The following is a 20,159-nucleotide window of genomic DNA, read 5'->3' as shown; positions in this document are numbered from 1 at the left end:
AGAAATAGTTGTAGACTTACCAGTATTTATAGAATAAAATGAAAAAAAAGAATGAATTGAATATTCAGTAAGAGAGGAGTAACTTTGTGAGTCAAACTCCAGTTTTAGATGTAAAACAGCTCCAGACGACCTTTTTTTCCGCAGATGGAGAGATTCCTGCCGTTGACCAAATCAGCTTCTCTGTAAATAAGGGAGAGATTCTAGGGATTGTTGGTGAGTCAGGGTGTGGAAAGAGCGTGACTTCCTTATCGATTATGAAGCTCGTTCCCCAGCCGCCAGGGAAAATAACAAATGGTGAGATCTGGTTAAATGGTGAAAATATCGTTCAGGCTTCAGAGAAAAGAATGCGTGAGATAAGAGGCAACGAAGTAGCGATGATTTTCCAAGAGCCGATGACTTCCCTTAATCCGCTTTTTACAATAGGAAATCAATTAATAGAAGGAATTCGAATACATAAGAAAATGAGTAAAAAAGAAGCACGAATCGAAGCGATCCAGATGTTAAAGCTAGTTGGACTTCCTCGCGCTGAACAAATAATCGATGAATACCCTCATCAGCTATCAGGTGGCATGAGACAGCGTGTCATGATTGCGATGGCCCTTTCCTGTCACCCACGACTATTAATCGCCGACGAGCCGACAACCGCATTGGATGTTACGATACAGGCACAAATTCTAGCGTTAATGAAGGATTTGAACGAAAAACTGGATACAGCAATCGTCATGATTACCCATGATCTAGGAGTAGTCGCAGACCTTTGTCAGCGGGTTATCGTTATGTATGCGGGGAAAATTGTTGAGGAAGCAGAAGTAAGAGATATATTCAAAAACCCAAAGCATCCATACACTATGGGACTATTACAATCAGTACCAGATGTTAGAGAGAAAAAGGAGCGACTTTATTCTATTCCTGGGAACGTTCCCAAACCTGGATCCATACAAAAAGGCTGTCGTTTCGCAGCCCGCTGCGATAAGGCGCACGATCGTTGTTACATAGAGGATCCGAAACTCTATCAATTGGAGAATAGTCAAAGTGTAAGATGCTTCCTCCATGAAGGAGTTTTTGCTCATGACTGATGTTTTATTGAAAGTTGATAATCTAAAAAAATATTTTCCTATTACAGGCGGATTGTTTGGAAAAACAGTCGGCCATGTAAAAGCAGTTGATGATGTTAGTTTTTATGTTCGAAAGGGAGAAACGCTAGGTCTTGTTGGTGAATCTGGTTGTGGTAAATCAACAACTGGCCGTGTTTTAATGCGTTTGCTAGAGGCGACAGAGGGAAAGGTCGTTTTTGAGGATCAAGAATTAACAAGTCTTAATTCAAATGCAATGAGAAAAATGAGAAAAGAGATTCAAATGGTTTTTCAGGACCCTTTTGCCTCTCTAAACCCTCGACATACGGTTGAAAAGATTCTCGAAGAACCGCTTATCGTTCATGGAATTGGTGATAAGGAAGAGCGGAAAAGAAGAGTGAGAGAAATGCTTGAGGTTGTTGGTTTGAGCAGTTACCATGCGAAGAGATACCCGCATCAATTCAGCGGTGGTCAAAGGCAACGGATAGGTATTGCTCGTGCATTAATGACCAAGCCAAAGCTTATTATCGCTGATGAACCTGTTTCAGCACTTGATGTATCCATTCAATCACAGGTGTTAAATCTTCTTGAGGATTTGCAAAAGGACTTTGGTTTAACCTATATCTTTATTGCTCATGATCTAGGAGTAGTCAAACATATTAGTGATCGAGTGGGAGTTATGTATTTAGGTAGATTGGTAGAGATTACTGAATCAGAGAAGCTTTACCAAAAGCCTCTCCACCCGTATACAAGAGCTTTACTTGATTCCATTCCGATTCCTGACCCAGATGTCAAAAAGGATCGGGAGCTTTTAAGCGGAGATCTTCCAAGCCCATCTAACCCTCCACTGGGTTGTGCGTTTCACACACGCTGCAGGGATTGTATGGATATCTGTAAAACAACAAGACCCGAAATGAAAGAAGTCGAACCTGGTCACTTTGCTGCATGTCACCTTTACTAAAAAAGTGACTTGAGGCATGGATGATAAATAAAAAAAAGAGAGTAGTGAACTCTCAGATTAAGAGGGGGAAAAACATTGAAAAAGCGTACTAGTCTTATGTTCCTTGCTTTTATCCTAATGCTTTCATTAGCATTGGTCGGATGTAGCAAGAACACAGCTAATGAGTCTTCTTCAGAAGGAGAAGGTTCAGGAAGCGAGGAAGCTGCGGTTGATACATTAGTTTTTGGACGTGGTGGCGATTCAGTCTCACTAGACCCAGCTACTGCTACTGATGGTGAGTCTTTCAAAGTAACAAAGAACATTTTTGAAACCCTGATTGAATTCGGAGAACAAGACACTGAACTTGCTCCAGGATTAGCAACGGAGTGGTCGAATAGTGAAGATGGATTAACTTATACATTAAAGCTGCGTGAAGGTATCAAGTTCCATGACGGAACAGATTTCAACGCAGAAGCTGTTAAGTTTAACTTCGACCGCTGGGCAAGTGGTGATAAAGAACAATACTACTACTATAACTCTCAATTCGGTGATCGTATCAAAGAAGTGAAAGTGGTAGATGACTATACAGTTGAATTTGTTCTAAATTCTCCATTAGCACCATTCTATAAAAACTTAGCAATGAGCCCATTTGCGATTGCGAGCCCTGCTGCAATTGAAGAATATGGCGATAAGTTCATGGAAAATCCAGTTGGTACAGGTCCATTCGTATTTAAAGAGTGGAAGCGTAATGACAAAATTACAATCGTAAAGAACGAAGAATACTGGCAAGAAGGATTGCCGAAGCTTAGCCAAGTTATTTTCCGTGCGATTCCTGATAACTCTGCACGTTTAAATGCATTATCATCAGGTGAAGTGGACCTAATTGATGGTGTAAACTTCTCGGATGTTGGAACAATTGAGGCAAATGCAGATCTACAAACATTCTATCGTCCTTCTTTAAACATTGCTTACCTTGGTTTAACAAGTACGCGTGGTCCATTGAAGGAAAAATTAGTTCGTCAAGCGCTTAACTATGCAGTAGACAAAGAAGCTCTTATCGATGCATTCTATGCTGGAGCTGCGGAGCCTGCGAAGAACCCAATGCCTCCAGTTGTTGCAGGATACAATGATGATGTAGTTGATTATGAGTATGATCCTGAAAAAGCAAAAGAACTTTTAAAAGAAGCTGGTTACGAAAACGGCTTTGAAATGGAACTTTGGGCAATGCCTGTAGCAAGACCGTATATGCCAGATGGTCAAAAGGTTGCAGAAGCACTTCAAGCTAACTTCGAAGCAATCGGAGTAAAAGCTAAAATTGTTACTTATGAGTGGGGTACTTACTTAGACAAGGCTCGCCTTGGAGAAGCAGATACATTCCTACTTGGCTGGACAGGTGACAATGGTGATGCTGATAACTTCTTATATGTATTACTTGACCAAGATAGCATCGGCAGCAATAACTACTCTTATTATCAAAACCAAGAAGTTCACGATCTATTGGTAGCAGCACAATCTACAGCTGACCAAGCTGAGCGTGAGAAACTTTATAAAGAAGCACAAGTATTAATTAAAGAAGATGCTCCATGGATTCCACTAGTACACTCACAACCAGCTTTAGCAGGAAAAGCGAATATTACTGGCTTCCTTCCGCATCCAACTGGTTCTGATATTCTTTCAACGGTTGAATTCAAATAATGAATGAGGAAAAGGGAGTGGAGTTTCGCTCCCTTTTTTCACTCTACTCATCTTAAATTGAAGCGAGGTGGACTATGCTTACTTATACAGTTAAACGATTATTTTCCTTGATCCCAGTTCTTCTTGGATTATCATTAGTTGTCTTTTTTATGATTCGAGCGATACCGGGTGATCCTGCTCAGTTAATTCTAGGTCAGCTTGCAACTAAGGAGGCGGTTGAGGCTTTAACGAAACAGTTGGGACTCGATCAGCCGTGGTTCGTTCAGTATTTTAATTATCTAGGAAACTTGTTAACAGGAGATCTTGGTGAGTCAATTAGGACAAAAGCTCCAATTTCTGAAGAAATGGTCCCTTATTTAATGGCAACGATTGAGCTTTCGTTCTGCGCGATGTTAGTGGCAGTTGTGATTGGCGTTAATGCAGGAATCATCAGTGCATGGTTCCAAAATTCATGGTTCGATTATGTTGCCATGGTATTAGCTTTAGTTGGTGTATCCATGCCGATATTTTGGCTTGGTCTAATGGAACAATGGGTATTTGCTATTAATTTAGATTGGCTGCCAACTTCAGGCAGGGAAGAAGTAAGAAATCCGGTTACTGGTATCACTAATATTTATATTATTGATACCATCATTCAAGGGAGAACTGATCAACTCGTTGAGGTCATTAAACATCTTGTCCTTCCTAGCATGGCATTAGCCACAATTCCAATGGCAATCATTGCAAGAATCACACGTTCAACCATGCTTGAGGTTATGCGTTCAGACTTTATCCGTACAGCACGTGCAAAAGGATTAAAGATGTTTTGGGTTGTGTACAAGCATTCATTAAAAAATGCTATCATTCCAGTTTTGACCATAATAGGACTACAAACAGGGCTATTATTAGGTGGTGCGATCCTTACTGAAACAATATTTAGTTGGCCGGGAATTGGACGTTATATTTATGAAGCGATTGGTTACCGTGACTATCCGGTAGTGCAGTCTGGAGTACTAGTTATTGCTTTTATATTTGTCATGATTAACTTAGTCATCGACTTATTATATGCAGCGGTAGATCCTCGAATTAAATACCATTAATTGAAAGGAGGGGCTTCAATGGAACTTTCAACACAAAAAAGTGATCAGCCCATTATTGGAACAGACGAGAAGGTTGTTTCACCCTGGCTTGAAGCTTGGATCAGCTTTAAAAAGAATAAGCTTGCAGTAATTGGAGCGTTCATTGTTATATTCTTTATTTTGGTCGCAATATTTGCACCTTTAATCGCACCTTATACGTTTAAGGAGCAAATGCTGTCTAACCGTTTGTTACCACCATCGAGTGATCATTGGTTCGGAACGGACGATTTTGGTCGTGATATTTTTTCAAGAGTTGTATATGGGGCAAGAATCTCCTTATGGGTCGGTTTTTTAGCAGTATTAGGATCGATCGTAGTTGGCTGTTTACTAGGAATATTAGCAGGATATTATGGTAAGTGGGTTGATACGATTATCTCTAGAACATTTGATATTATGCTTGCTTTCCCTAGTATTCTACTAGCAATTGCAATCGTGGCTGTCCTTGGTCCATCTTTACGTAATGCATTAATTGCGATTGCCATTATCAATATTCCAAACTTTGGCCGTTTAATACGATCAAGAGTATTAACGGTTAAGCAGGAAGAATATATTATGGCAGCAAAAGCAGTGGGTATGAAAAACTCTCGTATTTTATTTCATCATGTGTTGCCGAATAGTATGGCTCCGATAATTGTACAAGGAACTTTAGCAATAGCAACTGCAATTATTGAAGCTGCAGCATTAGGTTTTTTAGGACTTGGAGCGGAGGCACCAAACCCTGAATGGGGGAAAATGCTTGCGGATGCAAGAACATTCCTAATACAAGCACCGTGGACAATGATATTCCCCGGGCTTGCCATCATGTTGACCGTTCTTGGATTTAACTTAATGGGGGATGGTTTACGAGACGCACTAGACCCACGAATGAAGAACTAACAAAAAGCAGCTGATAAAAATCAGCTGCTTTTTCCTATTTTAATCTTGGATTTCCTCGAATTTCACTTCATTGACTTCTTTATGATACGAATGGAAGCTGTTAACAAGAACATCTAGATGCTCTAAAGTTTCGTCGTACTCTACCATTGCGGAAACGACTTGCATCGTATGAAAAAAGACATTATCGTTTTCATGCTCATTAAGTTTATCTTGTTGAGAAAGAAATAAATTAAATAGATCTTTTCTATTCAAACAGAAATTGCCAACCTCGTGATTTGGTGGCATCTTTCCCTTACCGGCAAATCGGTACATGATTTGTTCATGAGAATCAATTAAACAATCGAGTTGCTGCTGAAGTTCTAGTTTAAACTCTTCTGGTAGCTGAGAGAGTTCATTTTCATAACGATGAAGCCTTTTTAACACATTGAGTGCTCGTTTGGTTGTCGAAATCATTTGACGATAAATGACAAGCTTCCTTGCCTTGACAATATCATTCTTCTTAAAATAATTTCTATCTTCCTTATATAAAATATATAACTGATCGAGTTTGATCACCATATCCTTTAATTTTTCAATATCATTCTTTAGCAAATGATGATCTGAGGCGTTTCTTGTGTTCATTCGTATCCAGCGAGTGATTTCATCCATCATATTTGATGTTTTAAAGAATAGCTTATTTTCGTATTTAGGTGGTAGGAATACTAAATTTACAATAAAGGCTGCAAAAATTCCAAGCATAATTGTAGAAAAACGAATGATCGCGAATTCAATAAATGTATCACTAGGATTTTCCATAATTGCGATAATAGTAACAAGTGCAAGTGGAATGGTTTTTTCTATATTTAATTTAAGATTGATAATAATGACAATAATAGCTGCCAGCCCAATGATAACTATGTTATTTCCAAGTGTTAATACAAATAATACGGCAATAACGGCACCGATTAAATTTCCTTGTGCTTGTTCGATAATCGTTAAATAAGATCGGTATACGGTGGGTTGTAAAGCAAAAATTGCAGCAATTCCAGCGAAAACAGGGGAAGGTGATTGGAAAACCTCCGCAAGAAACAAAGATAAAACAATTGCAATTCCCGTCTTTAGAATGCGGGCGCCAAGCTTCATAAGTAAATAATTCCTTTCCTACTACTGATAAGTTTTAATAACAATAATGTACTATACAGTGATTAAAATGTAAGTTCAAGGGTTATTTATATGATTTTTTATATATTTTATGATTTTTATGCAATATTATTTTGTAAGCTTTTATTACAAAAAAAAATGCCCGCAAAAAGGGGCATTTTCTTTGTACAAGCTCATTTAAAAATCACTCTGTAGAAACAGATGGATCTGCTTGCTCTTTAACTGGTACTGCTTGAACGAAGTGCTGTTCAGGTTGTTTTAAAAGCTCAGCAAGTTGATTAGCTTCTTCTTCTTGACCTTGCTCTTGAAGCAATGCAACATATTGACCTAATAATTCATTGATATCTTGCTTGCCTTCTTCTGTTAAATTAGTGATTGAGATTTTAGCGCCTTTAGCAATTCTTCGTTGTAGAGCTTCTTTTGTTAAGCCCATTTCTGGTTGATGTCTTAAGTAAACAACTCCACCAGTCATACCTGCACAAATCCATGGTCCTGGGTCACCAAGAACAAGGCCACGACCATTTGTCATGTATTCAAAGGCAAAACCTTTAATATTTGCTCTAGCACCGATATTGCCATTTTCATTAGCTGGAATTGGTTTCGTCACTTGACCGCCGATAATGATATCAGCACCCGATAAACGAATTCCTGCACGAGCATCGGCGTTTCCTTGTGCAACTAGTAGACCATGCTGTGCTCCATATCCAAAGCCTTTACCAACGGAACCGTTCAAGTACTTGCCGTTTTTGCCTTGAGCCTTAAAGATAAGGATTTTTCCACCAACAGATGTCTTACCTGTACCGTCTTGTGCGCCGCCGTTAACCTCAATACTGATTCCATCGCTGTTATAAGCTCCTAAGCCGTTTCCAGGGATAGATCCTTTCGTGTATTTCAACTGAACAGGAGGGAGGCTGCGGTATGAGCCATCTAAGCGACCACGAACGCGGTGACAAGACACTCGGCTACCTAATACTCTTTGTTCAGATGTAACACTATGGAACTCACGTGATTGGTGTAACTCATCAACACTAGCGTCTAAATACTCTGCACCCACAGCAACTTGAAGTTGCTTTTCTTCTGCAGTAGCTGCTGCTTCCTTATGATGAAGCTGACCAATTTCAAGAGGCTTTAACAAGTATGTTAAGTTTAGTTGATCTTGACCCTTCGATTGTTCAAGTAGGTCAGAGCGACCAACGATGTCTTGAAGATTTTTTACTCCAAGTGATGCAGTAAGCTCCTTCAACTCATTTGCAAATGCTGTGTAGAAGTTTACAATCGCTTGAACTGCTAAATCAGATTGTCTTGGAACGAAACGTCTTAAACCATGTTCTTTAGCTTGTGCTTCAGAATCGATTTGAGTCGCAATCCCAACGTGACATGTATCAAGGTGACATCCACGGCAAGTTGTACATCCAATAGCAATCATAGAAAGTGTTCCGAAGCCGATACGATTAGCTCCAAGAAGCATTACCTTAATTACGTCTTGAACACTCTTAATTCCACCGTCTGCCCAAAGCTCTACATGATCTCTTAGTCCAGCTTCAAGAAGGGCGTTGTGAGCTGCTTTAACACCGATTTCTACTGGAAGACCCACGTGTTGAAGGGCATGAATCCTTGCTGCACCTGTTCCACCATCAAATCCACTTAGGGTAATAATATCTGCTCCGGCTTTTGCGATACCAACTGCGATTGTTCCGATGTTTGGTACAACAGGAACTTTTACAGCAACTTTTGCTTTGTCATTAGCTGTTTTTAATTCTTGAATCATTTGTGCCAAATCTTCAATTGAATAAATATCATGGTTGTTAGAAGGTGAGATTAAGTCAGAACCGATCGTTGCATTACGTGCTTCAGCAATTTTCGCAGTTACCTTTGAACCAGGTAAGTGACCACCTTCACCAGGCTTCGCACCTTGACCAATTTTAATTTCAAGTAGGTTAGAAGAGTTTAATAATTCAGCATTTACTCCGAAACGACCGGAAGCTACCTGCTGTCCACGTGTACGTGGATACTTACCAAGCATATCCTTAATCTCTCCACCTTCACCATTTAAGCTGACCATGTTTAGTCGATCTGCACCTTCAGCATAAGCGCGGAAAGCAATCTCATTTTGAGAACCGAAAGACATAGAAGCGATAACGAATGGAAGATCATGATCTCCTACTTTTAAGCTAACATCTGATGCTTTTACAGTAGACTTTACTTTCTTTAAACTTGTTAAGTGACGAATCGTTACTGGATTCTGCTCTTCTTGCTCAGAGATTTTCTCTTTTAATGGAGTGTAGTCTCCAGTGGAAGCAACTTCTCCAATTGCTTTCCAAATACGTGGGAAGAGGTTGAATGTTTTTCCGATTCTTTCCTTTTCATTATGGTAGTCAGTGGCTCTTGCAATGGCATCTTCTTTTAGTGTTGCAAAATTATGCACGGAATGCTCAGAACCAAAGAAATTAACGACTTTAAGTGCATTTGCAATTTCATCGTTTAATCCGATAGCAGAGAACAATCGGCTATAACCACGTAGCTCATGGATACCAATTGTAGAAATTACTTTCTCAAGTCCTTTTGTAAGGGCAGAGTATAGGTTAACCAATGGCTTTGTTGCCTCATCTAATACAGTGATAAACATATAGTAAGGACTAATTAAATCTGCTCCTAGACCAAATGCAACAATCACATCATGTAAAGAACGGATAGCAGCAGAACGAAGGAGAAGGGAACAATTTCTTCTAACCTCTGCTTTTACAAGTGCTTGATCAATAGCTGACGTTGCTAAATGAGGATCAAGCCATAACTGACCATCATGATGTGCATGGTTATCGTCAAGGACTAGAAGTGTTTTTCCGCTATTTACAGCTTCAACCGCTTCAGATTGTAGTCGAGATAGTGCCTCAGCAACTGTCTCATCAGCCTTAATAGTTGTTGAAATATAAGCTACAAGCTTTTGTTGTCCAAAATGATTCGTTAATTGATCATAGCTAGGTTGATTTAGCTCTTTACTAATCTCATAACCAGCTGATCCTTCTATTAAAATAGGAGTGGTTAATTCTACTACATTACCTTTTTTATTATTTGCGAATAGAGAAGGTCTTTGGCCGATAATTACGCGAGTTGAGAAGTGTTCTGTTTCACGATCACGGTCGATTGCTGGATTAGTAACAACCGCTACGCTTTCTTTAATATAGTCAGCCAGATTTTTACGCTCAGGATTTAAAGAAGCTAATGGTGAGTCATGCCCTAAAGAACGAATAGGCTCTACACCTTTTTCAGCCATCTGTTCTACTAACTGAACGTGGTCACGCTCCCAGCCAAATGCTTTGTATTGTCCGTTGTGTAATTTTGTTGGGTAGTTCATTGATACATTTTTCTCAAGAGCCGGTGCATCAAGACGTAGTCTTGCATCTTTAATGTCGCAACGACTAGAAAATCTTTCGTATACAGCAGCTTGGTAATCATCTTGCTCATAAAGCTTTAATGTGTCGCCATCCCACTTGAAACCTACCTTTTCACCTGGTGCTAATGGCTTTGGTTCATTTACATATTCACTTGATGGAATGATTCCTGGTTCTGAGGAGAACAGGTATGACGTTTCTGTCTCAAGCATCCAAAGTGGACGTAATCCAAGGGCATCAACACTAAATGCTGCTTCGTCACCAAAACGAGAGATAATACCAGCAGGTCCTTGTGCGAAATGTCCCCAAGCCTCACGCATATAAGTATATAAGTCTTGTAAATGTTCAGGGTATGATTTGATTTCGTTCACGATTGGAGGGAAGACTAAATCCAGCGCCTCAAATAGTGAGTATCCATCACGACAAATCAATGTCTCCATTGTTCTACTTAAGTCTTGTGAGTCACTACCATCTTTTACAAGAGGTACACCGATTAAACGAGCTTCGTCTCTTAGCTTAGCAATTGTGTTAATTTCCCCGTTGTGTCCAAGAACGCTGAAAGGTTGAACACGGAAAAAGCTAGACAATGTATTAGTTGAGTAACGGTTGTGTCCAAGTGTCATAGTAGAAGCAACAATAGGATTTGCTAAGTCAGCATAGTACTTAGGAAGAATATCGCCAGCCCCCATTACTTTATATACAGCATGGTATTGGCTTAATGAAGCTACATGTACATTTTCATTTTTCTCAAAATCGACAGTCATGTTAAAAAGCTTGTTAGAAAGCTCTTGGCCAGAAACATCTGCTAAAGCAGCAAACTGCCAGAACACAGGATTTTCTTGAATCGCAATAGGTCCTAGGGCAGAAGAATTTGTTACTTCGTCTGATTCAAAAACAATAGTAAAATTAGAATCTTTTAATTTAGCAATCAAGTCAGTTTTAATTTCTTCAGGAGTGTGTTTACTGCTAATGAAGATATGACCTACGACAAAGTTGTCATTGTCAACGATGCTTTGGTCAGCTCCTGCATTAGTTAGCTTTTCTTTCCATAATGCTTTAGGAATATCAATGTGAATACCTACACCATCGCCTTCTCCGTTAATAAATCCTGCTCGGTGATTCATGGTGACAAGTGCATTGATACAATTAAAGATATTCTCTCTTGTAGGCTTATTCGATTTTTCTAAGCTTGATACAATACCGCATGCATCATGCTCTTCGCGGTAGAACTCTTTAAATAAAGAAGGGGTCCATTGTTCTGTCATACTTTTCGGCTAATCGGGAATGTTCCGTCCCTCAAAAGCCGTTTCACCTCCTGATCAAAGATCTATTTGTTAAAAATGAGTTTAAATAATTGCGGATACAAACGTTGGTTAGCGAGTCAGTGTATTAAAGGTTGGGGTTAATGACTTACCTTGATCTTTACCTTCTTTGGGAAGTATCACTGGCTGCAAGAAAGGTCGAGCATGAAACAAAATTGTTTAACTTATAATATCATATGAATTTTCAGAAATCAATTAAATATGCAAAAAGTTGGATAGGGGGTAAGGAAAAAATTTTGGTAATTAACAGTCTTATACTAGCAATGGAAGCGTTTTCAATAAGTAAATAGCAAAAAACGGAACTTTTGTAAAGTTCCGCAATGTATAAAAATATGAATAATTATTCGCTCTTTAATAACTCAAATGCATGATTAACTGCATGAATTGTTGCCTCAATATCGTCTTGTGTATGGGCAATTGTGATAAACCATGCTTCATACTTAGACGGTGCAAGGTTGATTCCCTGGTGAAGCATATGCTTGAAAAATCTTCCGAACATCTCTCCGTCAGTGTTTTCAGCCTGTTCGTAATTAATAACCTTTTCGTCCGTGAAATAAATCGTTAATGCTCCTTTTAAGCGGTTAATGGTTATGGAGATGTTGTGTTCCTTCGCCGCTTGTAAAATTCCTTCCTCGAGCATGGCACCTAAACGATCTAAATATTCATACACTCCATCTTGTTTTAACACTTCTAGACAAGCTATTCCTGAAAGAATCGACGCTGGGTTACCTGCCATCGTACCTGCTTGGTAAGCAGGACCTAGGGGTGCCACCTTTTCCATAATTTCTTTTTTACCTCCATATGCACCGATTGGAAGTCCGCCACCAATAATTTTTCCTAATGCGGTTAAGTCGGGTTGGATCCCTAATAAATCTTGTGCGCCGCCGTACATAAAACGGAAGGCGGTAATTACTTCATCGTAGATTACAAGAGCTCCTGCTGCATGAGTGAGATCATTCACTTGCTGTAGGAATCCTTCTACTGGTTCAACAATTCCAAAGTTACCGACTATCGGTTCGACTAGAACGGCTGCAATTTCATCGCCCCATTTTTCTAAAGCTACCTTAAATGGTTCTATATCATTAAATGGAACAGTAATGACTTCTTGAGCTATAGACTTTGGTACACCAGCTGAATCTGGAGTACCTAGGGTAGATGGTCCTGACCCTGCAGCAACAAGAACAAGGTCGGAGTGTCCATGATAACAACCAGCAAACTTAATGATTTTATCTCTCCCTGTATAAGCACGAGCAACACGGATGGTCGTCATAACTGCTTCAGTCCCAGAATTGACAAATCGTACCTTTTCCAAGTTTGGCATTGCCTCTTGAAGCCTTTTTGCAAACTTTACCTCATGAGGAGTCGGAGTTCCGTATAGTACACCAGATTCAGCTGCTTTTTTTATTGCTTTCGTAATATGTGGGTGTGCATGTCCAGTGATAATGGGACCGTAAGCTGCTAAATAATCAATGTATTGATTGCCATCAACGTCCCAAAAATAAGCACCGTTTGCTCTTTCCATAACCACTGGTGCACCGCCTCCGACGGCTTTATAAGAACGGGAGGGACTATTCACCCCACCGACAATAACCTCTAATGCTTCATTATGTAATCGTTCAGAATTCGTAAATTGCATGTTAATCCTCCTAGTTAAATCGAATGACCTTATTTTAGCATGTTTTTGTCATTTTTCCCCTTCGTACAACTATAGCAAATTTTTTAGATAAGTGTATTTGGTTGAGAAGAGATAGTGGTTTGGGTACACTAAGATTTGTGTTTGATAGATATGGAGGAAACAAGATGAAAAATGCTATTGAAGTACATGGATTAAGAAAAGAATTTAAATCGTATTCTTCACGTTCTGGTTTAAAGGGAGCGTTTAGAGACTTATTTTCGAGAAATTATAAAGTGCTTCGTGCGGTTAATGATATTAGCTTTTCCGTTAAGCAAGGAGAGATGGTCGGTTATATCGGTGAGAACGGAGCTGGTAAATCGACAACAATTAAAATGCTAACAGGTATATTAACACCTACTGCAGGTGATGTGTTAGTAAATGGAATGAATCCTCATAAAGAACGAGAGGCTTTTGTTCAGACAATTGGTGTAGTATTTGGACAGCGCTCACAGCTTTGGTGGGATATTGCCGTTCAAGAGTCCTTTCGTTTATTAAAAAAGGTTTATAAAGTTTCCGATGAAGAGTATGACCGCCACATGGGGCATGTCATCCGAACACTGGATATTGAACCACTTCTGGATAAGCCTGTTCGAAAGTTGTCGTTAGGCCAACGAATGCGCTGTGAACTTGCTGCTGCTCTCATTCATAATCCGCCACTTTTATTTTTGGACGAACCAACCATCGGACTAGATGTACTAGTAAAACTAAAAATTCGTGATTTCTTAAAGGAAATAAATGAAAAATATAATACAACCATCCTGTTAACAACTCATGATTTAACGGATATTGAAGCACTTTGTGACCGTGTCGTTATGCTTGATGAAGGTAATATTATATACGATGGAGCCTTGAAAAACTTAAAGGAAACATGGGGTGAAGGAAAAGAGGTTCAATTTCAATTTTTAGAGAGTGTTGAGCTTGCAGACTTAGAGAATGTAACACGTGAGTTACATGTTAAATGGGAGTTAGAAGAAAAAGAACAGTATTTTACTGCCTATACGACCGACGAAGCGAATGCGGTCTCGGATTTAATTGGTACAGTGATTTCTTCCTATCAAATAAAAGATGTGAAGATTATGGAGGTTTCTACTGAAGAAATTATCCGTAAGATTTATGAGAAAGGTGAAGTATAGATGGGAAGTATGGATAAATATATTGAGATGATTCGAATAAGATTCTTAATGATGTTAGCGTACCGAACTAATTATTACACAGGTATTTTAATTTATAGTATTAATATTGGTGCCTATTATTTTTTATGGAAGGCTATTTATGGGGGGAAGGAGACGATTGAGGGCTTATCGGTTCTCCAAATGACTACCTATGTTGCGGTTGCGTGGATGGCACGGGCGTTTTATTTTAATAATATTGACCGAGAAATGGCTATGGAAATTAAGGAAGGAAAGGTAGCTGTTGAATTAATTCGACCTTATAATTACTTAACGATGAAGACGATGCAAGGGCTAGGTGAAGGGATCTTCCGTTTGTTTTTCTTTTCTGTCCCTGGAATGCTTATCGTTTCGTTGATTTTTCCCATTCGTTTTTCAGCAGATATTTACACGTGGGCACTCTTTTTTGTTTCGATTGTCCTAAGCTTTTTAATAAACACTCAAATCAATTTATTAACAGGAATGACTACTTTTTTCTTATTTAATAATACAGGTCTCATTCGAGCCAAGCGGGTAATTATTGATTTGTTTTCTGGACTTTTATTACCGCTCAGTTTTTTTCCTCAGGGAATTCAAGAGGTACTTAAGTTTCTCCCATTTCAAGGAATCAGTTATGTACCAAGCATGATATTTACAAACGGTTTCTCGTTCAGTGAGACCATACAAGCAATAATGCTACAAGGGATATGGGTGTTAATCTTAATCGTTCCGATACAGGCTCTTTGGATATTAGCCAAGAAAATGCTTGTCATCCAAGGAGGGTAATATGATGTTTTATTTACAAATGCTTGCACAATATATTGGTCAATATTTGAAAACTAGACTTCAATATCGTTCAGACCTGGTTGTTGAACTGGTGTCAGATTTGCTTTTTCAAGCGGTAAATTTAATTTTCATTATTGTTGTTTTTGGTCATACCGACTTTTTAAACGGCTGGAGTAGGGATGAGATTATCTTTATTTATGGTTTCTTCCTCGTGCCATTTGCTTTATTCTCCTCCTTCTTTAATATTTGGGATTTTAACGAGCGATATATAGTAAAAGGCGAGCTGGACAGAATCTTAACTCGACCTATACACAGCCTGTTTCAAATCGTCCTTGAACGAATGGAATTGGAATCTCTATTTGGCGCGATTACAGGTTTTGTGGTTATGGCATATGCGGGTGCGCGTCTTGGACTTTCTATTAATTGGTACGATCCGATTTTGTTCTTAGTTTTTGTAATAGGTGGAGCTCTAGTGTATGCAGGTGTTTTTATTCTTATCGCCTGTATCAGCTTTTGGGCAGATGCTAGAACATCGATTATGCCAATGATGTACAACATTGGGAATTATGGAAGGTACCCGGTAGATATTTATAACACGGTAATCCGCTTTGTGCTCACATGGATCCTTCCTTTTGCCTTTGTCGGAGTTTACCCAGCAGCGTTTTTCTTGAGAAGAGAAGAATGGTATGTGTATTCCTTTTTGACGCCCGTTATTGGAGTTGTGTTTTTTGCCATATCTGTATTTGTATGGAACGAGGGAGTTAAAAGATATCGCGGAGCAGGGAGCTAAAGACTGTGTACATGCAGTCATAACATAAATGAGAAGCGCGTATAGTAAAGCGAGAAGTTCATTTGAAAAGAGGATAAGAATATGATATTTTCTCTGTCTTTACTAATTATTTTCGTTTGTCTTTTTATGAGCTTACGACTGCTTTTTGTCCCGAATAAAATAAAAGGGAAACAGGTGTCATTTGAGAATTTTCTCTTTCTTGCCTTTATTTATGCAACAGTAACCATTGGTTTTGGCTTGTTATATCTATTATTAGAAATACATGGTCACGATGTACTGCTTGAAACCAACCAAGCAGATAATTCCCTTCATTATATAGAAAGATTAGCAACAAGTATCTATTTTAGTGCCATTACCCTTTTTTCAGTTGGGTATGGTGATATATCACCAGTTGGTATCGCCCGGGGTATAGCAGTATTCCAAGCATTGATAGGCTATACAATTCCTGCTGCTTTCGTGGCAAGAGCAGTCATTGATATGGAAAAGAACTAATACTACCCTTCAAAGTTGTATTTTATTTGTAAGTTAGATAGGCTAACTGTATATAGAATATTGGAGGGGTATATATGGATGTAATAGGAAAAGTAGCTTCGGATGTAGCATTACCTGCAAGCAATGGGAAGACAGTTCGTCTCTCAGATTTTAAGGGGAAGAATATTGTGTTGTACTTTTACCCAAAGGATATGACGCCAGGCTGTACGACACAAGCTTGTGATTTTCGAGATCAGCATGAAAGCTTTGCTGACTTGAACGCTGTTATTATTGGGGTAAGTACAGACCCGATGAGTAGACATGAAAAATTTATCGATAAATATGATCTTCCATTTTTATTATTAGCAGACGAAGAACAAAAGTTGTCAGAAGCATTTGGTGTATGGAAATTAAAAAAGAACTTTGGCAAAGAATACATGGGCATAGAGCGTTCAACCTTTATTCTTGATGAAGAAGGATTCGTAGTGAAGGAATGGAGAAAAGTGTCTGTGAAAGGTCATGTGGAACAGGCATTACAATTCTTAAAAGAAAAAATTACAGCCTAATTTTCTTTTTAAAGGCTATTGTCCATTCAAATAAACAAGTAGTGAATACATTATATTAGGGCATACCTCCTCAGATACTTTTTAACAGGCTAATCATAGCCTGTTTTTTTTTTTTTATGACTGTGCTAGTCATTCGTTTGAATAAATTGAAATATCATCCACATACATATAGTAATAAGGGAAATTAACCTAAAGAGGTGGGGTATGAAGATCTATACAAGATCAGGTGATAAAGGAAAAACATCGTTGCTTTATGGTGAGCGTGTAAAAAAAAGTGATCAAAGAGTGGAAGCATATGGAACATGTGATGAAGCGAACTCGGCGATTGGTCTTGCTTTAAGTCTTTTGGTACTAGATGATCAAGAAGCAGAGAAGGATATAAAAGAAACACTTACTCATGTACAAACCACTCTTTTTTATGTAGGAGCTGAGCTTGCTACACCAATAGGAAAGAAAGTGATGAGCGCAGTAACGGAAAAGCATGTAAGTGAACTTGAGGTTTGTATTGATCGGTGGGAAGAGAACCTAAAAGAATTGAAAAACTTTATCTTGCCAGGGGGGGATTCTGCTGCCGCAGCCCTTCATATGGCACGAACAATTGTGAGGCGGGCAGAAAGATGTGCAGTCGATATCGATCAAGTAAACCCGATAATAATTGCTTATTTAAATCGCCTATCTGATTTGTTATTTGTCGCAGGAAGATATGTAAATAGTCAGAAGGGTATAAATGATGTACTAGTAAAAGTGCAAGAATAAATATTTATCATTTACACGGCAGGAATATTGACAAAGTATAACACATCTTAGTACACTAATTATAAATATTATAAAGTAATAATTTTTACTAGAAAAGAGGTGCATGGCGGTGTCGCATCAATTGAAAGAAGCGCTTGACACGTTAAAAGAAACTGGAGTCCGTATTACTCCCCAGCGTCATGCGATACTTGAATATTTAATAAACTCCATGTCACACCCGACTGCTGATGATATTTATAAAGCTCTTGAAGGAAAATTCCCTAATATGAGTGTGGCTACAGTTTACAATAATTTACGAGTATTCCGCGAGGTTGGACTTGTAAAAGAACTTACTTACGGTGATGCATCCAGTAGGTTCGATTTTATTACAACCCATCATTATCATGTGATCTGTGAAAAGTGTGGAAAGATCGTCGACTTCCACTATCCGGGTCTTGATGAAGTAGAACAATTAGCATCTCATGTTACGGGATTTAAAGTAAGTCACCATCGTATGGAGATTTACGGAACTTGTCCGGATTGCGCTATTAAAGAAGCTCATTAAGCAAAAAAGATGGAAAATAAAAAAGCTGACTTACATGTCAGCTTTTTTGCTGTTTTTACGGTTATATTTTTCATCAAATTCTTTACCGGTTAAGCTCGGGTCAAGTGTAAGTGGTTCGTTGCAATACATGCACATATCTACTCGCCCTAATACCTTAGTTGTTTTCTGGCAATTTGGACAAACTACTTGAACAGTCTTCGTAGATAACATTCCGATCCAGAAATATACCACGGTGCTCGCGATAATTGATAAAAGCCCAAGAAGCATAAAGAAAGTCATAACTAAGGGAGCAGTTCTGAAAAAGATTCCTATATACATAATAATGAATCCAATAAAAATTAAGCTTAGAGCAAAAGTACGAATTTTGTTAATTTTGCTAGAGTATTTACCCATTTTTATTCCCTCCTAAAAGCTAAATATATCATACCATTATTGATGAGATAAATATATAATAAGGAGGTCTGTGTCGAAATTTGACTTTTTATTTTGAAGGAGTTTCATGTTCGGCGTCGAAATTATAGCCTATCAAGAATTGGGGGGAATTCCTATGGAAGACTTTCTCCGTCCTTTATACCAGGAACGGGCAAGCCAAGCAAATACACTTGGTGTCTTATTTATAGAGAAAAAACAAAAATCCATTCCTACTACAGATACGTTTGATGCTATTTTACTTATTGTTGTAAAGGAAGCGGAACAAGCGGTTTTTATTAAACATTACACCTATGAAAATAAAAAAGCTGCTTTACATGTTGTAACAGAAGCGCAAATTAATGAATGGATTCTTCTTGGTACAAATCGTAAAATCTTTGACTGGTTTTATAACGGAAAAATTCAATTCGATCGTAATGAGTACCTTCATAATTTGAAAAAAGAGCTTATGGAATTTCCTTTCTATGGTAGAAAGGTAAAAATGGGACTCGAGTTTGCAAGATTAATTCGTCGCTATATGGATGGGAAAGCCTTCTTTGAAAATAAACATCATTTAGATGCATATAATCATGTGGTTCACTCTCTGCATCATTTAGCAAGACTTGCTGTAATCGAAAATGGCTTTCATCCTGAAGTGACCGTTTGGCATCAGGTGAAACAAATTGAACCGGCAATTTTTAAATTGTATTCAGAGTTAGTAACGAGTGAAGAATCAATTGAAAAAAGGCTTGAACTATTATTTTTAGCAAGTGAGTTTCTTATTCATTCCAGAACGAAAGTAGGTATTATGCATCTTCAAGAGGTGTTAGCGCAAAAGGACATCTGGGCGTTCCAAGAAATCTTAAGTCATGATGAGCTGAAAGAATACTCGGTAGATTTAAGTATGTTATTAGAGTACTTAATAGAAAAAGGATATATTGAGGTTGTTAATCAGGAAACAAAGGGACAAGGTGTTTTTCATAGATATTATAAAGTTGCTGAAAAATTATCGTAAAAAAATATCACTTTTCTGTTGACCTGAGATTGGATTCTTGTTATATTAATATCCGTCGCTACGAAATGTCGCTAAAATGACTTTGTAGCTGACGGAAATGTTTTTCAAAAACAGTGTTGACATGATATTAACGCTGTGATATATTAATAAAGTCGCCTCTGAGCGAGATGATGAAAGTTGTTCTTTGAAAACTAAACAAATCATACGTCAACAAAAATGATTAGTGTTGAAATACACACTAGCCAACGTTTTAACTTTAAGAGCTAATCTTACTCTTTATTGGAGAGTTTGATCCTGGCTCAGGACGAACGCTGGCGGCGTGCCTAATACATGCAAGTCGAGCGGATCTTTGGGAGCTTGCTCCCAAAGGTTAGCGGCGGACGGGTGAGTAACACGTGGGCAACCTGCCTATGAGACTGGGATAACTCCGGGAAACCGGGGCTAATA

17 protein-coding genes and 1 rRNA gene are annotated in these 20,159 nt (G+C 38.5%); 14 read left to right on the top strand and 4 right to left on the bottom strand.

The window, feature by feature from the left end; translation table 11 throughout:
* The first annotated feature begins 86 nt into the window (after positions 1–86).
* From ACRX5O_RS20690 to ACRX5O_RS20670, 5 genes are all read left to right on the top strand, one after another.
* Positions 87–1,076, top strand: coding sequence for an ABC transporter ATP-binding protein (locus ACRX5O_RS20690; protein WP_433907708.1), 990 nt, complete (start codon positions 87–89; stop codon positions 1,074–1,076).
* On the top strand, positions 1,069–2,034 hold the full coding sequence (locus ACRX5O_RS20685; RefSeq protein ID WP_433907707.1) for an ABC transporter ATP-binding protein: 966 nt from the start codon (positions 1,069–1,071) through the stop codon (positions 2,032–2,034). Before ACRX5O_RS20690 ends, ACRX5O_RS20685 begins: the two co-directional genes overlap by 8 nt.
* Before the next feature lie 75 nt (positions 2,035–2,109).
* Positions 2,110–3,708: an ABC transporter substrate-binding protein gene (locus ACRX5O_RS20680; protein WP_119707032.1), complete on the top strand. Its 1,599-nt coding sequence runs from the start codon at positions 2,110–2,112 to the stop codon at positions 3,706–3,708.
* 74 nt (positions 3,709–3,782) lie between these two features.
* Complete coding sequence (locus ACRX5O_RS20675) at positions 3,783–4,787, top strand: ABC transporter permease (RefSeq protein WP_433907706.1); 1,005 nt, start codon at positions 3,783–3,785, stop codon at positions 4,785–4,787.
* An 18-nt stretch (positions 4,788–4,805) separates the two neighbouring features.
* Positions 4,806–5,702 (top strand): ABC transporter permease, encoded by an 897-nt coding sequence (locus ACRX5O_RS20670; RefSeq protein WP_433907705.1) that lies wholly within the window; start codon positions 4,806–4,808, stop codon positions 5,700–5,702.
* A gap of 39 nt (positions 5,703–5,741) precedes the next feature.
* Here the strand turns inward: ACRX5O_RS20670 and ACRX5O_RS20665 are convergent, their stop codons facing one another.
* The 3 genes from ACRX5O_RS20665 to ACRX5O_RS20655 form a co-directional block, all read right to left on the bottom strand.
* Complete coding sequence (locus tag ACRX5O_RS20665) at positions 5,742–6,824, bottom strand: FUSC family protein (protein WP_433907704.1); 1,083 nt, start codon at positions 6,822–6,824, stop codon at positions 5,742–5,744.
* Positions 6,825–7,026: 202 nt separating this feature from the next.
* A complete protein-coding gene (locus ACRX5O_RS20660) occupies positions 7,027–11,496 on the bottom strand; it encodes a glutamate synthase-related protein (protein WP_433907703.1) in 4,470 nt (1,489 codons plus the stop codon).
* Positions 11,497–11,893: 397 nt separating this feature from the next.
* On the bottom strand, positions 11,894–13,189 hold the full coding sequence (locus ACRX5O_RS20655) for a glutamate-1-semialdehyde 2,1-aminomutase (RefSeq protein ID WP_433907702.1): 1,296 nt from the start codon (positions 13,187–13,189) through the stop codon (positions 11,894–11,896).
* 164 nt (positions 13,190–13,353) lie between these two features.
* Here ACRX5O_RS20655 and ACRX5O_RS20650 point away from each other — a divergent pair, with 164 nt between their 5' ends.
* From ACRX5O_RS20650 to perR, 7 genes are all read left to right on the top strand, one after another.
* Entirely contained in the window at positions 13,354–14,361 is a 1,008-nt protein-coding gene (locus ACRX5O_RS20650; protein ID WP_433907701.1) for an ABC transporter ATP-binding protein, read from the top strand.
* Positions 14,362–14,370: 9 nt separating this feature from the next.
* Positions 14,371–15,162 carry an ABC transporter permease gene (locus tag ACRX5O_RS20645; RefSeq protein WP_433907745.1) on the top strand — a complete coding sequence of 264 codons (792 nt, stop codon included), beginning with the start codon at positions 14,371–14,373 and terminating at the stop codon, positions 15,160–15,162.
* 4 nt (positions 15,163–15,166) lie between these two features.
* A complete protein-coding gene (locus ACRX5O_RS20640) occupies positions 15,167–15,952 on the top strand; it encodes an ABC transporter permease (protein WP_433907700.1) in 786 nt (261 codons plus the stop codon).
* A gap of 81 nt (positions 15,953–16,033) precedes the next feature.
* Entirely contained in the window at positions 16,034–16,444 is a 411-nt protein-coding gene (locus ACRX5O_RS20635) for an ion channel (protein WP_433907699.1), read from the top strand.
* 74 nt (positions 16,445–16,518) lie between these two features.
* Positions 16,519–16,989 carry a thioredoxin-dependent thiol peroxidase gene (gene bcp / locus ACRX5O_RS20630; protein WP_433907698.1) on the top strand — a complete coding sequence of 157 codons (471 nt, stop codon included), beginning with the start codon at positions 16,519–16,521 and terminating at the stop codon, positions 16,987–16,989.
* 204 nt (positions 16,990–17,193) lie between these two features.
* Positions 17,194–17,745, top strand: a complete 552-nt coding sequence (locus ACRX5O_RS20625) for a cob(I)yrinic acid a,c-diamide adenosyltransferase (RefSeq protein ID WP_433907697.1) — start codon at positions 17,194–17,196, stop codon at positions 17,743–17,745.
* A gap of 103 nt (positions 17,746–17,848) precedes the next feature.
* Complete coding sequence (gene perR / locus ACRX5O_RS20620) at positions 17,849–18,289, top strand: peroxide-responsive transcriptional repressor PerR (RefSeq protein ID WP_119707042.1); 441 nt, start codon at positions 17,849–17,851, stop codon at positions 18,287–18,289.
* Between the two features lie 30 nt (positions 18,290–18,319).
* On the opposite strand, the gene ACRX5O_RS20615 is transcribed toward perR, so the two are convergent.
* On the bottom strand, positions 18,320–18,682 hold the full coding sequence (locus ACRX5O_RS20615) for a YgzB family protein (protein ID WP_430775998.1): 363 nt from the start codon (positions 18,680–18,682) through the stop codon (positions 18,320–18,322).
* Between the two features lie 154 nt (positions 18,683–18,836).
* On the opposite strand from ACRX5O_RS20615, the gene ACRX5O_RS20610 reads away from it, so the two are divergent.
* Positions 18,837–19,712, top strand: coding sequence for a nucleotidyltransferase-like protein (locus tag ACRX5O_RS20610; protein WP_433907696.1), 876 nt, complete (start codon positions 18,837–18,839; stop codon positions 19,710–19,712).
* A 276-nt stretch (positions 19,713–19,988) separates the two neighbouring features.
* Positions 19,989–20,159, top strand: a 16S ribosomal RNA gene (locus ACRX5O_RS20605); the annotation flags it as partial.

It is taken from the genome of Robertmurraya mesotrionivorans, assembly GCF_050971805.1.
Classification (GTDB): Bacteria; Bacillota; Bacilli; order Bacillales; family Cytobacillaceae; genus Robertmurraya_A.
This window is presented reverse-complemented; position numbering and strand designations above follow the sequence as displayed.